The sequence below is a fragment of the Pseudomonas sp. NPDC098747 genome (genome assembly GCF_044760045.1).
Lineage (GTDB): Bacteria > Pseudomonadota > Gammaproteobacteria > Pseudomonadales > Pseudomonadaceae > Aquipseudomonas.
In genome coordinates this window covers 20,860-36,620 of the sequence record NZ_JBIWAL010000055.1, presented here as the reverse complement: position 1 = coordinate 36,620, position 15,761 = coordinate 20,860, and the positions used below count along the sequence as shown (strand labels likewise).

General features: G+C 57.7%; 14 protein-coding genes. 8 read left to right on the top strand and 6 right to left on the bottom strand.

Annotation, left to right across the window (positions count from 1 at the left end; genetic code table 11):
- Positions 1-87 precede the first annotated feature (87 nt).
- Positions 88-1,068, top strand: a complete 981-nt coding sequence (locus ACIQVE_RS24380; protein ID WP_402813252.1) for an NADP(H)-dependent aldo-keto reductase — start codon at positions 88-90, stop codon at positions 1,066-1,068.
- Between the two features lie 105 nt (positions 1,069-1,173).
- Here the strand turns inward: ACIQVE_RS24380 and ACIQVE_RS24375 are convergent, their stop codons facing one another.
- Positions 1,174-2,310, bottom strand: coding sequence for an acyl-CoA dehydrogenase family protein (locus ACIQVE_RS24375; RefSeq protein ID WP_402813250.1), 1,137 nt, complete (start codon positions 2,308-2,310; stop codon positions 1,174-1,176).
- 250 nt (positions 2,311-2,560) lie between these two features.
- Between ACIQVE_RS24375 and ACIQVE_RS24370 the strand changes: the two genes are divergently transcribed.
- The 5 genes from ACIQVE_RS24370 to ACIQVE_RS24350 all read left to right on the top strand — a co-directional run bounded on the left by ACIQVE_RS24370 (position 2,561) and on the right by ACIQVE_RS24350 (position 8,962).
- Positions 2,561-3,457 (top strand): GlxA family transcriptional regulator, encoded by an 897-nt coding sequence (locus ACIQVE_RS24370; RefSeq protein ID WP_402813264.1) that lies wholly within the window; start codon positions 2,561-2,563, stop codon positions 3,455-3,457.
- 182 nt (positions 3,458-3,639) lie between these two features.
- Positions 3,640-5,589: a flavin monoamine oxidase family protein gene (locus ACIQVE_RS24365; RefSeq protein ID WP_402813247.1), complete on the top strand. Its 1,950-nt coding sequence runs from the start codon at positions 3,640-3,642 to the stop codon at positions 5,587-5,589.
- A 194-nt stretch (positions 5,590-5,783) separates the two neighbouring features.
- Entirely contained in the window at positions 5,784-6,671 is an 888-nt protein-coding gene (locus tag ACIQVE_RS24360) for a nitrilase family protein (protein ID WP_402813244.1), read from the top strand.
- 16 nt (positions 6,672-6,687) lie between these two features.
- Positions 6,688-7,896: a hypothetical protein gene (locus tag ACIQVE_RS24355; RefSeq protein WP_402813261.1), complete on the top strand. Its 1,209-nt coding sequence runs from the start codon at positions 6,688-6,690 to the stop codon at positions 7,894-7,896.
- A gap of 70 nt (positions 7,897-7,966) precedes the next feature.
- On the top strand, positions 7,967-8,962 hold the full coding sequence (locus ACIQVE_RS24350) for an asparaginase (RefSeq protein ID WP_402813241.1): 996 nt from the start codon (positions 7,967-7,969) through the stop codon (positions 8,960-8,962).
- A 45-nt stretch (positions 8,963-9,007) separates the two neighbouring features.
- On the opposite strand, the gene zapE is transcribed toward ACIQVE_RS24350, so the two are convergent.
- From zapE to ACIQVE_RS24335, 3 genes are all read right to left on the bottom strand, one after another.
- Positions 9,008-10,102: a cell division protein ZapE gene (gene zapE / locus ACIQVE_RS24345; protein ID WP_402813238.1), complete on the bottom strand. Its 1,095-nt coding sequence runs from the start codon at positions 10,100-10,102 to the stop codon at positions 9,008-9,010.
- Between the two features lie 90 nt (positions 10,103-10,192).
- A complete protein-coding gene (locus ACIQVE_RS24340) occupies positions 10,193-11,548 on the bottom strand; it encodes a tryptophan--tRNA ligase (protein ID WP_402813236.1) in 1,356 nt (451 codons plus the stop codon).
- 24 nt (positions 11,549-11,572) lie between these two features.
- Positions 11,573-12,202, bottom strand: a complete 630-nt coding sequence (locus ACIQVE_RS24335; RefSeq protein ID WP_402813258.1) for an alpha/beta hydrolase — start codon at positions 12,200-12,202, stop codon at positions 11,573-11,575.
- Positions 12,203-12,346: 144 nt separating this feature from the next.
- On the opposite strand from ACIQVE_RS24335, the gene ACIQVE_RS24330 reads away from it, so the two are divergent.
- A complete protein-coding gene (locus ACIQVE_RS24330) occupies positions 12,347-12,781 on the top strand; it encodes a YhcB family protein (RefSeq protein ID WP_402813233.1) in 435 nt (144 codons plus the stop codon).
- 246 nt (positions 12,782-13,027) lie between these two features.
- Here ACIQVE_RS24330 and ACIQVE_RS24325 read toward each other — a convergent pair whose 3' ends face one another.
- On the bottom strand, positions 13,028-13,762 hold the full coding sequence (locus ACIQVE_RS24325; protein ID WP_150604367.1) for an OmpA family protein: 735 nt from the start codon (positions 13,760-13,762) through the stop codon (positions 13,028-13,030).
- A 116-nt stretch (positions 13,763-13,878) separates the two neighbouring features.
- Positions 13,879-14,523, bottom strand: a complete 645-nt coding sequence (locus tag ACIQVE_RS24320) for an MBL fold metallo-hydrolase (RefSeq protein WP_402813229.1) — start codon at positions 14,521-14,523, stop codon at positions 13,879-13,881.
- Between the two features lie 199 nt (positions 14,524-14,722).
- Here ACIQVE_RS24320 and ACIQVE_RS24315 point away from each other — a divergent pair.
- Positions 14,723-15,761: M10 family metallopeptidase (locus tag ACIQVE_RS24315; RefSeq protein ID WP_402813226.1), on the top strand; the 1,039-nt coding region annotated here is incomplete at its 3' end.

Sequence of the window (15,761 nt, the reverse complement as noted above, 5' to 3'; positions counted from 1 at the left end):
AATAATAATTAGACCAACGAGAACAACAAGCACAATCACAATCTATCCCTAAACGACCATAAACAGATATAAATATGAATAGGCACCATGACCTGGGGCGAGCAAAACACTGAAGCTGAAGCCTTCGCCCAGATCGAGCGGGCCAAAAAGGCCGGGATCAATTTCATCGACACCGCCGAGATGTATCCGGTACCGCCGAAAGCCGAAACCTACGCCACCACCGAGCGCTATATCGGCAATTACTTCAAAAGCCGTGGTGATCGCGCCGACTGGATCCTGGCCAGCAAGATCGCCGGCCCCGGCAACACCATTGACTACATCCGCGACAAAAACCTGCGCCACAACCGCCAGCACATCACTGAAGCGGTGGATGCCAGCCTCAAGCGCCTGCAAACCGATTACATCGATCTTTACCAGTTGCACTGGCCGGAGCGCAGCACCAACTTTTTCGGACAGTTGGGCTACAAGCACAAGATCGAAGCCAACCTGACGCCACTTGAAGACACCCTCGAAGCGCTCGACGAGCAAGTGAAGGCCGGCAAAATCCGCCACATTGGCCTGTCCAACGAAACGCCGTGGGGCACCATGCGCTTCCTCGCTCTGGCCGAAGCTCGGGGCTGGCCGCGTGCGGTGTCGATCCAGAACCCGTACAACCTGCTCAACCGCAGCTTTGAAGTGGGCCTGGCAGAAATCGCCATCCGCGAACAATGTGGCCTGCTCGCTTATTCGCCGCTGGCGTTCGGTTTCCTGTCCGGCAAGTACGAAGGTGGCGCGCGTCCGCCAAAAGGTCGCCTGAGCCTCTACAGCCGCTTCAGCCGCTATTTCAACGCGCAATCGGAAGCAGCATGCAGCCGTTATGTCGCACTGGCCCGTGAACACGGTCTGGATCCGGCGCAAATGGCCTTGGCGTTCGTGACTCAGCAGCCGTTCGTCACCAGCAACATTATTGGCGCGACGACGCTCGAGCAACTGGACAGCAACATCGCCAGCTTCGATCTGAAGCTGTCGGATGAAGTGCTGGCGGGGATCGAGGCGATTCACAAGGATCATCCGAACCCGGCGCCTTGATCGTCTGATACACCGTCTTCGCGAGCAAGCTCGCTCCCACAGAGGATCACCGTACCTGTGGGAGCGAGCTTGCTCGCGAAGGGGCCTGTCAACTCACTGCAAAATTCAAAGCGACCGCGCAATGATCTCCTTCATGATTTCATTGGTGCCGGCATAAATCCGCTGCACGCGCGCATCCGCCCACGCCCGGGCCACCGGGTATTCCCACATGTAGCCGTAACCGCCATGCAACTGCACACATTCGTCGAGTACCTTGCATTGCAGGTCGGTGCCCCAGTACTTGGCCATCGCCGCCGTCGGCACGTCGAGCTTGCCTTGCAGATGCAGCTCAAGACAGCGATCAACGAACACCCGACCGATCTGAATTTCCGTAGCCATTTCCGCCAGTTTGAAGCGGGTGTTCTGGAAGTCGGCGATTGCCTTGCCGAACGCCTTGCGATCACGGGTGTAATCAAGCGTCCATTGCAACGCTGCTTCCGCTGAAGCCAGACCACCAATTGCCACGGTCAGACGCTCCTGCGGCAACTCCTGCATCAGATATGCGAACCCCGCCCCGGCCTGCCCGAGTAAATTCTCCTTCGGCACGCGTACGTCCTGGAAGAACAATTCCGACGTGTCCTGCGCCTTCATTCCGACCTTCTCCAGGCGTTTGCCCTTCTCGAAGCCCGGCGTATTCGCTTCCACCAGAAACAGGCTGGTGCCCTTGGCGCCGGCCTTTGGGTCGGTCTTGGCGACGACAATCACCAGATCAGCGAGAAAGCCATTGGTGATAAAGGTCTTGGAGCCGTTGATCACGTACTCGTCACCGTCCAGCACGGCGGTGGTCTTGACGCCCTGCAGATCGGAACCCGCGCCGGGCTCAGTCATGGCAATGGCCGTGACCATCTCGCCCGACACCAGTTTCGGCAGGTATTTGTGTTTCAGTGCTTCGCTGCCGTAATGCAGGATGTACGGCGCAACAATGTCAGAATGTAACGAGAAGCCGATACCGGTCAGGCCCAGTCGACCGACCTCTTCGATCACCACTGTGCTGTACAGAAAGTCCGCCCCCAAGCCGCCGTATTCTTCCGGCAGATGCGAACAAAGCATCCCCGCCTCCCCCGCCTTGTTCCAGAGTTTGCGGTCGATATGGCCTTGTTTCTCCCATTGCCCGTGAAACGGCACGGCCTCTTTTTCGAGGAAGGTTCGTACGCTGTCGCGGAACAATTCGTGCTCGGAACTGAACAAGGTTCTGGGGATCATGCGGCACCTTTCTTTCTTGTTGGAGGGCTGTGTCCTTCAGAGACTAAGCCTCCCCTCCGATAGAGGACACTGGACACATCCGACAAAAAATAAGACGATCCAGCCGTCTGGTGACCACTTTCCCTTATAAAAACAAAACAAAAGTTGAATTATGTCCAAGCACGTCTCCACGCCCTTGCGGCGCGTCAGCATCCTGGCGATCGACCAGGTTTTCGCCTACACCCTCATGCAAGCCAAGGACTTCTTCCATGTGGCGAGCCTGCGTTACGGCAAACAACTGGGCCAAGGCCTGACTCCGGCATTCGAAACCCGATTGGTCAGCCCCGATGGCAAGCCGGTCAAAAGCTTCAGTAATGTGGTCATGCCAGTGGACGGCGGCCTGGAAAATACCGATATCATCATCCTCCCGGCGTTCTGGGAAGATTTCGACACGATGTGCAGCCGCTACCCGCAAATCCTGCCGTGGCTGCGCGAGCAACACGCTCGTGGCGCCGTTCTGTGCGGCGAAGCCACGGGGGTGTTCTGGCTGGCCGAGGCCGGCCTGCTTGATGGCAAGGAAGCAACGACCTACTGGCGCTTTTTCAACGCCTTCACCGAACGCTTCCCGAAGGTCTACCTCAATCAGGACAAACACCTGACCGACGCCGACAATCTCTACTGTGCCGGCGGCACCACGTCGGCCTGCGACCTCTACATCTACTTGATCGAGCGCTTCTGCGGCGCCAACGTCGCGCAGGCTGTAGCCCGCGACATCCTCTACGAAGTGCAGCGCAGCTACTCGCCGGGCCGCATTGGTTTTGGCGGGCAGAAGTTGCATCAGGACGTGATCATCCTGCAGATCCAGCACTGGCTCGAAGAGCACTTCGCCGACAAGTTTCGCTTCGAGGACGTCGCGCGCGAGCACGGCATGAGCATCCGCAACTTCATGCGCCGCTTCCAGACCGCCACCGGCGACAAGCCCCTGCACTACCTGCAACGGCTGCGCATCGAAACGGCCAAGGGCTTGTTGTCTGCCAGCCGCAAAAGCATCAAAACCATCAGTTATGAAGTCGGTTATGACGACGCGAGTTTCTTCGCGCGACTGTTTCGTCAGCACACCGAATTGTCGCCGAACCAGTATCGGCAGCAGTTTCAGCAAGCTGCGTAAACACAAAAAGACAGACGTCCATGTGCGAGTAATCCTTTCACATGGACTGCTCTAATTGGCGTGTTTTTTCCCACGTAAACCAGCGAAAACAGATCAGCTTCCCGGCCTGTTTTACGACTATTCATACATTGGTTCGCCGTACAGACTTCTTCACATGCACATCGCATCAAGGAAGATGAACAGTGACCATCGGATCCAGCTACAACTACCCATCACAGGCCGCCGGCGTTGAGGTACGAACAAAACGCTCGACTCCGGGCAATTGGAAGGCCCGCTTTCCCAATCCTCCTGACTTGTGCTTCGACTATCGCGCATTGGTCGAACAAAAAGACGGCATCGCCCGCGCCACTGACCCACAACACCGGATCTGCATCATTGGCGCTGGCGTCACCGGTCTCACAGCCGCCCGAGAGTTGCTGCGCTGCGGCTTCAGGCATATCACGCTCATCGAACAATCCTCGCGAATAGGCGGCAGGCACCTGACCGTTCCGGGAAGCCCTCAATCCAGCGCGAGCCATACTCCGTTTGAAATGGGCGCGATGCGCATGCCTCTGTTCAATCGCGACGGTGAGTTGCCGACTGAGGGTCGGTCGCTGATGGCCTACTACGCAAAGACCTTTGACTTGTCGCTTTCGGACTTCGCCAACCCCGGCAGCCAATGGGTCAAATCAACCGGCATTTACCTGCGCGAGGGTAGTCTGTCGGGCGAGTCCACACCGCAAATGCTGATCTGGAAAAATGCCGACGGCCAGACGCCTCCTCCCAGCGATGAACTGCAAGCGGTGTATGCCAAGTGGAGAGCTTTCGCCGACCGCATGACCCGGCATGTCGCCGAAATGTACGCAGGTGAGGACTGGGAAGCCGTGTGGGCCACTATCGTCGATAAATACCACGCCGTTTCCTTCCGTGAACTAGTTGGCATGCCTGCCATGCAGAGCTGGAATCGCGACGCTCCCGGTGACTTTGGCGGGATGGGCATGTCGGCAAAGGAGTCATCAATTTTCTATGCCATCGGAATTGGTGACGGTAGCTGGGGAGCCTTCTACGACGTGTGCGCACTGTATCCACTGCGCACTGCCATATTTGGTTTCAGCAGCCATTTGCAATTAGTGCGTGGCCGGGTGGATGAGAAAGGCGACCCTTTACCTGACTCCCCCCATGTGAACAGCAAGGCAGTCTTCGATTCGACTGGCCTGCAGTTTGAAAAACCGCGCTATCTGGGGCTCGCTGCGCTGAGTGAATGCCTGATGTTCATGAAGCCCGATGAGTGCAACCAATCTTTTTATGAGCACTGCCTGCAAAGCAGTGAAGGCCTGCTGACGGACTGCGCCGTCAACCGTCTGAAAAAACTCGGCAGCGGGAAAACCCGAGTCTATTTCAACTGGAAACACAGCCAGCCCGAGTTAACCCAGGAACACTTTAGTGACTTTGATTCAGTGATCATGACGCTGCCCTCATGGCTGATCGAGACCCGAATCAAGCTGGAAAACTTCAGGCCACAGATGCTGCCGTTCGAAACGATTAACGCGTACAAAACCGCGCACTGGGAAACCAGCTGCAAGGTCTTCGCGCCGCTGAAGAAATCCTTTTTGTCCGCCAATACCACCATCCCTCAAGCGATCGTCACGGACAGCTTTATACGTGACGTTTATACCTACCGGTACAACGAGAATTACAGCTACGACTGTATTCTTTTGAGTTACACCTGGGAGGATGACGCAACCAAGCTTTCCTGTTTCAGCGACAAAGAACTGGTCGCAAAGTGCGCGGAAGAACTGGACAGAATCCTCATGAACTCCAGCAATATTCAGCAACGGATTTCCCCGTTCATTGGCCTGGAGCAAGCCGTCGTGCAGCGCTGGATGACTGATAAAAATTCGTTGGGCTGCGCCAAGCTTTATCGCCCCGGCGCTTACCACGATGCCGTCCGCCTACTGAAATACAACCGAGACTATTCAAATGCTTCCGGGCTGTATTTATCTGGAGAGTCATTTTCAGTCGATGCCGGCTGGACAGAACCTTGCTTTCGCGGTGCCGTCGATGCAGTCATTCATATTTGCGACAAGACCGGTGCGAGTTTCAACGGCGGCTTCACCATGAATGACTACCCGCACTATCAACACGACGCCTGATTTTCTCCGCGCGCCATCCACTCGTCACGAAGGTCCCGGCAGCAAGCTGAGGGTCTTACGTTAACGCATGGTTACTCTTCCTAGGAGACGGACTACAACTTAACCGGAAAGCGCCGACTTACGCTTTGCTCTCGACTCGACTCTTATGACCCCGCCATTCAACGGCGTGAAAACAATAATAAGAGGTCATGAAAATGAGTGAGTCCACAAGCCCCGTTCGTGTTGCGGTCGTGCAATGCGATCCGCAGGTCGGCACGCAGAACCGCGCGGCAAACTTGGGTACCAGCCTGGAGTTGGCGCTGGAAGCGGTTAACAACGGCGCAAACCTCATCGTTTTGCCCGAGCTGACCAATACTGGTTATTACTTCCAAAATCGGCAGGATGCATTTGATCATGCCGAAGCGGTTCCAGACGGGCCGAGTGTCAGCAGTTGGGAAGATTTTGCCCGTCATCATCAGGTTTATCTGGTAGCCGGGCTGACCGAACGCGAGGGATCGCAGTTGTACAACACTGGCGTGCTAGTGGGGCCTGACGGGTTTATCGGCAAGTATCGCAAGGCTCATCTCTGGAACCTGGAAAAGCTCTGGTTTACGGCCGGCGACTCGGGATTCCCGGTCTTCGACACGCCTATCGGTCGCATTGGATTGCTGATCTGTTGGGACATCTGGTTTCCAGAGGTCCCGAGGATTCTGAGCCAGCAAGGCGCAGACATCATTTGCAGCCTGAACAATTGGGTCTGGACTCCTCCACCGTTGTTCGATGACGCCGGCAAATGCATGGCCTCCTATCTGACCATGACCGCCGCACATGTCAACAATGTGTTTATCGCGGCGGCGAGTCGAATTGGCGAAGAGCGCGGCGCTCGATACCTTGGATGTTCGTTGATCGCCGGCACCAACGGCTGGCCGATAGGCCGCGTGGCATCTGCCGACCAACAGGAAATCCTCTATGCCGATATTGACCTGACCAGCGCTCGCAGCGCGCTTATCTGGAACGATTTAAATGACCTGCATCGGGATCGTCGCTGCGATGTCTACGACCGAATGCTCGGCTACACCCAGCATCCGTGCCTTCCGCGCTAACCGGGGGACCAAGGAAATGGGAACTGTCCACGCAAAACCACGGAAACAAATCGCCGCCAGAACAATACTCGACAGCACGATCATTGGATTGCTGCTGGGTGCGACCGCGCTGATTGTCTGGCTCTCATTGACCAATCACATGCTGTGGTCAGCACGCTGGCCGGACTACGGCCACATGGTCTCAAATCTTCCCGAGCCGACCGCCTGGCTGCGCTGGGTGTTGGGAGATATCAGCGAGGTGGCTTTTTATAAACACGAGTTCGCATCCATCGGTCTTTTGGCAGGTGCGTATCTGGGTTATTGGGCGAACCGAACGGGTAAATCCTGGCAAGGCTTTACCATCTGTTACGGCAGCGGACTATGGCCATGGCTCGTCACCAGCTCGCTGCTGGGTTTGGTACTGAGCAATCTCGTGTGGGGTTGGACCGTCACCGCCACGAGCTGGCAGCCAACGTTTGCAGCGTTCGTGTCGTTGCCCGCGGCCATGGTTCTGATGTTTGGGGGTGGCTGGAAGGTCGCGGTCAATGGCGCAATCATGGGAGCCCTTTTCGTGACGCCCATTTGCATTTTGATCGTGAACTACGTTTGCAATCCCCTCGGACTGCCCGTCGTGATCGGCAACGTATCGGGCATGGCGATCGCCAGCATCGGCGCCTTCGTACTCTGCCGCAGCGTACCGAGCCTGCTGAAATCCGCGGCGCCCGAACCAGTCGCCGAGGATGTCAGCGTCACCGTGACCGCCAAGGCTCCCGATTATGGTGTGGTCTGGAGCATTCGCCGTGTCTTGGCGGACTTCTCCGAAGCACCTTTTTTCGGCAACGAATGGGCCAGCCTTGGGCTGATCGCCGGAGCATTACTGGCGTTCACCTTGAACCCGATGAGCCCTGTTTACGGCACCGGTTTGCTGCCGCAACTGCTGGCGGGCCAGGCATTGACCTCGGCACTGGGCGTGCTGATCTGGCGAAAACAATGGATGGCCCGAGGTTGGTACCCAACCTATGTGCCATTGGTGTCAGTTGTTCCGGCCGCTATTTTGACCTACGGCGGCGATTGGCAAGTGATCGCCTCAAGCGCATTGCTTGGCGCTTTGATCGCGCCACCGCTGGCTTGCGCCTTGGCGCAACGAGTGCCGGGGCATATGCACGGTTTCATCGGGAATGTGTTGTCCATGGCCATCAGCACTCTGCTGATCCTTCCGCTCGTCGGATGGCTGGCAAGCAACTGACGCCCCCCCCATCCCCGGCTGGCTCTTGAATGGAACTCGGGAGCAGCCGGCTTCCTTTGCGAGGTATCACATGGACTTGCCTAAACTGGCCATTGCCGCACTCGGCGGCACTGTCAGCATGCAATCGCAACAAAGCGGCGAAGGCGTCGTTCCAACGGTGTCCGGCGAGGCGCTCTTGAACACCGTACCGGAACTGAAAACGCTCGCACAGTTGACCGTCGAGACGCTCGGACTGTTGCCCGGCGCCTCACTTGATTTCGAATACCTGTTGAGCGTGCTGTGCTGGGCGAACCTTCAGATCAATCAAGGTGCGGCGGGAATAATCATTATTCAAGGCACGGACACGCTGGAGGAGTCCGCCACTTTTTTTGATCACCTGTGGGACCACGACGAACCGCTGGTGCTGACGGGTGCCATGCGCTCGGCAGCCCAGGCGGGTGCCGATGGCCCGGCAAATCTGTTGGATGCCGGCCGCGTTGCACTGGCGCAATGCAGTCGCGGGCGCGGCGTTCAAGTGGTTATCAACGGACAGATTCACCGGGCGCGCACTGTGCGCAAAGTCGACTCCATGGCACTGCACGCGTTCGCATCGCCTGTCACCGGACCGGCAGGCTTACTGATGGAAGGCGCGGTGCGCTATTTGCAGCCGCCGGGTTCACGGCAAGTCTTGCCCCTGCCGCAAAACACCAGCCAGACGATCGCCTTGCTGGAAGCGTCGCTTTCTGCGGACAGCCTGCTGCTGGAAAATGTCGTCGCGCTGGGTTACGACGGGTTGGTGATCGCCGGGTTCGGTGCCGGACATGTTTGCGCACACTGGGCCAAAGTCATCGAAAAAATCGCCCGACACATCCCGGTAATCATCGCGACACGCACCGGAGGTGGCTCCACGGCACGGTCAACCTACGGCTTTGAAGGCAGCGAAATCGATTTGCAGCGCAAGGGGGCCTTGATGGCGGGGTTTGCCTGCCCGCGCAAAGCGAGGATTTTGCTTTGGCTGCTGATCGGGTGCCGACAACAAGAGCATCTGGCGTCTTACCTCAATTCAATCGGTTACCAGACGCTATAAAAAAGGCCTGCATTTGCAGGCCCCTCTTTCGAATTCGAAATCTCTTTAAGGCTTATGCGCCCGAGACAGGAATTCGTGCGACTGCATCTCCAGCAGACGACTCAGCGTACGCTGGAACTCGAAGTTCAGGCGCCCGCCGGTGTACAGATCTTTCAATTCGACTTCGGCAGAAATGATCAGCTTCACGTTGCGGTCGTAGAACTCGTCGACCATGTTGATGAAGCGTCGAGCGATGTCGTCGGTGGTGACGCTCATCTGTTCGACACCGCTGAGCAGCACGGCGTGGAAAATCTTGCCCAGTTCAATGTAGTCGTTCTGGCTACGCGGGCCGTCGCACAGTTCGCGGAAGTCGAACCAGGCCACGTCATCACACGTGCGCAGGGCGCGAATTTCGCGATTTTCGATGATCAGCACGTCATTCTCGACCGCAGCGGTGCACTCCGGCGTCAGGGCCCGGAAGCTCTTGCGCAGGCTTTCGTGAGCGGCTTCGTCGAGCGGATAGTGGAACAGTTCCGCTTGTTCGAGGTGACGCAGACGGTAGTCGACGCCGCTGTCGACGTTGACGATTTCGGTGTGCAGCTTGATCAGCGCAATGGCCGGCAGGAAGCGCGCGCGTTGCAGGCCGTCCTTGTACAGACCATCGGGAACGATGTTCGAGGTCGCGACCAGGGTCACGCCGTTTTTGAACAATTCTTCCATCAGCGTGCCGAGGATCATCGCGTCGGTGATGTCGGAGACGAAGAACTCATCGAAGCAGATGACCCGCGACTCAGCCGCAAAACGCTTGGCGATGAGGGTCAGCGGATTTTTCTCGCCGCCGAGGGTTTTCATCTCTTCGTGCACACGCTTCATGAAGCGGTGGAAGTGCGTGCGAGTCTTTTCCTTGAACGGCAGCGCTTCGAAGAAGGTGTCGACCAGGTAAGTCTTGCCACGACCCACACCGCCCCAGAAATACAGGCCCTTGACCGGCGTCTGATCCTTTTTGCCAAACAGTTTGCTCAGCAGGCCCGGTTTGTTCTGATCGGCGGCGATCAGATCTTCGTACAGGCGCTGCAAATGACGCACAGCAGTTTCCTGCGCGGCGTCATGGAAGAAGTCCGGGCGTTTCAGATCAGCTTGGTATCGTTCTAGGGGCGTCATAATTCGTTAGCAAGGCAACAAAAACGGGCCGTCACTGTAGCGACGGCCCGTGGGAATGGCAATCAGCCCTTGGTCGGGCCGCGCCGCTGATTATTCCTGAACCGGGGTCAACGCGATGCGCAGGGCCTCAATGGCCGCGTCCCGCGCTGTGCTGTCAGCGAATGCCGGGCTGTCGCCGATGCATTCGCCTTCCAGCCATACGCTGAAGCTCATGTCATCGCTGCGCACGTCCAGAGGCTGACCGGATTGCAGTTGCTTGGTCACCTGGCCGGCGGTTTTGCCATCGGCGAAGTTGCGCGACAGCAGCAATTGCTCGCCATCGGCCGCCAGCAGACGGAAGCGGAAGCTGCCATCGTCTTCACGGAAGCTGACGAAGCGAGCGGCTTTCGCGGCTTTCTTCTTGGTGGTCGCAGCCACCTGAACCTGCTTGACGAATGAACGCAGGCCAACGGCTTCGCGCAGTTCGTTGAGGAACGGCGTTGCCACGGCACGAGCCTTTTTGGCACCGACTTGCAGGATGTCTTCCAGGTCGGCCGGACGTTCGATCAGTTGGTGATAACGCTCGCGGGACTCGCCCAGTTCGCTGTCGAGCAACTGGAACAGACGGCTCTTCGCCTCGCCCCAACCCAGACCGCCAAGCAGTTCACTGCGGAAATCTTCAGCCTGCACTGGCGTCGAGAACGCCTGGAACAGGGTGAACAGGTGCGAGTTGTCCGGATCTTTGGCTTCGCCCGGCGCGCGGGAGTCGGTGACGATCCGCGAGATCGCGTCCTTCATCTCTTTGGCGCTGGAGAACAACGGGATGGTGTTGTCGTAGCTCTTCGACATCTTGCGACCGTCGAGGCCAGGCAACGTCGCCACGCTTTCTTCGATCAGCGCTTCGGGCATGGTGAAGAATTCCTTGCCCTGACCAAACAGGTGGTTGAAACGCTGGCCGATGTCGCGGGCCATTTCCACATGCTGGATCTGGTCACGACCGACCGGCACCTTGTGCGCGTTGAACATCAGGATGTCCGCGGCCATCAGCACCGGGTAGCTGTAGAGACCCATGGTGATGCCGGCATCCGGGTCTTCACCGGTTTCGACGTTCTTGTCCACCGAGGCCTTGTAGGCGTGCGCGCGGTTGAGCAGGCCTTTGGCGGCGACGCAGGTCAGCAGCCAGGTCAGCTCGGGGATTTCCGGGATGTCCGACTGACGGTAGAAGGTCACGCGGTCGACATCCAGGCCACCGGCCAGCCAGGTCGCAGCGATTTCCAGACGCGAGCGCTGGATGCGCAGCGGGTCATCGCATTTGATCAGGGCGTGGTAGTCGGCCAGAAAGTAGAACGAATCGGCATTGCTGTCACGACTGGCGAGGATCGCCGGACGGATAGCGCCGGCGTAGTTGCCAAGGTGTGGCGTGCCGGTGGTGGTGATGCCGGTGAGGATGCGGGTACGGTTCGTCATGGGTAATCGCTTGTCAGACTGCAGTCAATTCGAGAGACGCGGCAGGATCAGATCCTTGAGATCGGTCAGCTTGCCATGAAAAAAGTGTCCGCATTCTGCCACTTTCAGGAGCTCATGGGGGCGCGGGAGTGTGTCCGACCAGTCATAGACCAGCTGCGGATCGATGACTTCGTCGGTTTCCGGCTGGATGACGGTCAGCTCGCCCTGCTGCGGCAGTTGATCCTGCTCGCCCAACCGCATGACTGCCGGCGCAACCATGAACAGGTGCTTGAGCGGCACGCCCTGGGCTTCGAGACGGCCGCCGAGACTTGCTGCAACAAATCCGCCGAAGGAGAAACCGAACAGGGTCAGCGGCAGATTCGGGTGTTTTTCCAACAGCCATGCGGCGGCGGCTTGAGCGTCGTCGACTTCACCGGTGCCCATGTCGTGGCTACCTTCGCTGGCGCCGACGCCGCGATAGTTGAAGCGCAGGGTGATCAAACCGGCGTCGCGCGCGGTGCGCTGCAAGGTCGAGACGACCTTGTTGAGCATGGTGCCGCCCTGCACCGGGTTCGGATGGCAGATCAGCGCGATGCCGCGCGGCTGCTCGCTGTCCAGGTGAAGCGCTTCAATTTGGCCGACTGGGCCATCAATCACTACAGGGGTTTCACGCATCAGCAAGGAAGGAACTCCGTGACCTCGAATCGGGTCGACTCGTCTAGCAAATTGTCTGTGCCAATCTATTGCGAGTGAATCGCGGTATACAGCGCAGGTTCGAGCCGATAACGTAAAGCAACGCCGTGTATAGAGGAAGGACTCGTGGAACACTCGCTCTTAGTTTGGTTGTTACCGACTCTTGCCCTGGTTGTGGGTGTCGCCATTGGATTCCTGATCGCTCGCGTTGCGCCGAACGCCGCGCCGAGCCGTACGCAACGTCAACTGGATGATATCCAGGAGCGTTTCGACAGTTATCAAAACGAAGTGGTCACCCACTTCAACAGCACCGCGATGCTGGTCAAGAAACTGACCCAAAGCTATCAGGAAGTGCAGGATCATCTCGCCGAGGGCGCCAATCGTCTGGCCCTGGACGAGCAGACCCGCCAGCGCCTGCTCGCCTCGCTGCACTCTGATGCGGTGCAGACCCCGCGCGAACGCCTGACGCCACCGCGCGATCAGGAGCCGCCACGCGATTACGCGCCGAAGACTCCGAACGCGCCGGGCATGCTCGATGAGCATTATGGTTTGAAGAAGTAATCGGTTGCAGCGACAAGCAAAAAGCCCCCGGACAGTGATGTGTCCGGGGGCTTTTTTGTATCCGGGATATTCGTTGCCTGTTTGGCCCCCTTCGCGAGCAAGCTCGCTCCCACAGTGATTGAGGGTGCCTGCTGTGTCCGGCACATAACCCTGTGGGAGCGAGCTTGCTCGCGAAGAGGCCGGTAAAGGCCTCACAAAAAAAATGCCCGATCACAGGATCGGGCATTTCTTCATTCAGACAATCAGTTACGGATACTGCTGAACCGTACCCGGCTGTTGCTGCTGGCCACCATACTGCTGGCCCGGAATCGCCTTCAGGTTGACTTCGACACGGCGGTTCTGCGCCCGGCCATTGACGTCGCCGTTGCTGGCAATCGGATTATCCGGACCGGCACCACGGGCCGACAGGTTGGCACCGCTGACACCTTGCGATGTCAGGTAGGTCGCCACGCTCTGTGCACGACGCTGGGACAGGTCCATGTTGTGCTGGCGGCTGCCGGTGCTGTCGGTATAGCCGACGATTTCGATCTGGTTCTGGCTGAACTCCTTCAGGGAGCCGGCGAGATTGTTCAGCGGCTGATAGAAGCTGGAAGCGATGTTCGCCGAATCGGTGGCGAACGTGATGTTGCCTGGCATGATCAGCTTGATCTGATCGCCCTGGCGCTGCACTTCAACACCGGTGTTTGCCATGCTGGCACGCAGTTTCTTCTCTTGCTGGTCGGCGTAGTAACCGTAACCGGCCGCCGAAGCACCGACCACGGCAGCACCGATCAAGGCACCCTTGCCACGGTTATCGTGACCGATAGCAGCACCGGCCAGTGCACCGGCCAGAGCGCCGAGGCCACCGTATTTGGCGGTTTTGCTCATGCCTTGGGAGCCACCGTCGGCCTGACCCTGGTTGTCATAAGGGTTAGGCGAGGCGCAGCCGGACAGCAAGGCCACGGCAGTAGCGACAATAATCAAACGACGCTTGGTGAACATGAAGAGCTCCTACTTTTCTGCATTTTATGGTGCAGCGGCCGGTTGGCAATAAACCTCTGCGGGCGTTGGATCATGACAATGGACAAAAATTCCGCCGCCCCCCCATGACAAAATATTTACGCCCGCACGAAAGGGTTCTCGCGCATTTCATCGCCCAGACGGGTGTCAGGACCATGCCCGGTGACCACCGTTGCGTCTTCGTCCAGGGTGTACAGCCGCTGCTTGATCGATCGCACGATGGTCGCCTGATCGCCACCCCATAAATCCGTGCGCCCTACCCCGCGACGAAAAAGTGTGTCGCCGGCAATCAACAGCTTAGCCTCTGAAAACCAAAAGCTCATGGAACCTGGCGTATGACCCGGCGTATGCAGTGCCACACCGCAACCGCAGGCCAGCTCCTCATCGTCGGACAACCAGCGATCCGGTGATGGCACCGGGACGTAGGGCACGCCGAACATCTGGCATTGCATCTCGAGGTTGTCCCAAAGGAATTGGTCTTCCTTGTGCAGATGCAGGGTCGCACCAGTCTTTTCTTTCATTTGCCCCGAGGCGAGAAAATGATCGAGATGTGCATGGGTGTGGATGATGCTGACGACTTTCAAGCCCAGCGTGTCGAGGCGGGCCATGATCAGATCAGGATTGCCACCCGGATCGACGACGATGGCTTTTTTGGTGATCGGGTCGCCAATGATGGTGCAGTTGCACTGCAATGGGCCGACGGGGAAGGTTTCGCGGATGAGCGCTGGGCTTGGGACGGTCATGAGTAATCCTGGACAGACGGCGATTGTTTTGCTTCAGGATTCTACTGCACTCGCCGATACAGAACGCCAGGTCAGTAATTTGACGCCACCAATAAAAAAATAGTGGCCAAATGATGTCAAATATTTATGTTCTGTTGCAAAATCTCACTTTTGTAGCGGTCGCAACAGGAAGGGCCGCAGCGTATTCAGGAAACTTCGCATGCCGACGCCTCAGACTTACTCGTTTAGCCTCCCAGCCACACTGACCGGCAACGCCTTGGTCGACAGTCTTATTTCCGGAACCTACTGGCTGGGAGCAAACTGGGGCTCGTCTGGGCCGACCAGCCTGAGCTATAGCTTCATGGCGCCGGTGACGTCTTACTTCATCACCAACTATAGTCCCGACAACGAGTACAACGCACTCCACGAGCTGACTGCCGGACAGAAGCTTGCAATCACAAGCTCCCTTAACTCATGGAGCGCCGTCGCCAACCTGACTTTCACGCTGACCACAGACACACTCACCAACGTGGGTGATCTGCGTTTCGGCGGCTACCGGTTGATGGACGACAAGACCGCTGCCTGGGCCTATTTCCCTGCCAACACGCCGACCGCCGGAGATGTGTGGGTCGGCCCGCAAACCAATGATCCGAACCCAGCCAAAGGCACTTACGACTACATGACGTTCGTGCATGAAATCGGGCATGCTCTAGGTCTCAAGCACCCGTTCGATACTAGCGCGACCAACAAAACTCTGCTCACCCCGGCTCTGGACGATGTTCATTTCACGGTGATGAGTTACAACAGCAACTACTCCTATCAGCCGACCACGCCAATGGTCCTGGACATCGTCGCAATCCAGAGCCTGTATGGCGCCAATATGGCGTGGCAGACCGGCAACAACGTTTACAACTGGTCCGCCAATCAATCGATTTTCGAAACCATCTGGGATGCCGGTGGCGACGACACGATTGATGGCAGCAATCAACTGGCGCCCGTCAGTATCAACCTCAACGAAGGCGCGTACAGCCAGATCGGCAAAGCCTTCATTGATTACAACAACCAGAAAGCTATCAATGACGGGCTTGCGATTGCCTACGGGGCAAAGATCGAGAATGCCATCGGTTCGGCTTTCAATGACATCCTGACTGGCAATTCACTGAACAACACCCTGAATGGCGGTCTCGGCGCCGACACCATGATTGGTGGCGACGGCGTTGACACTTACTACGTCGACAACGTCGGCGATGTGGTGATCG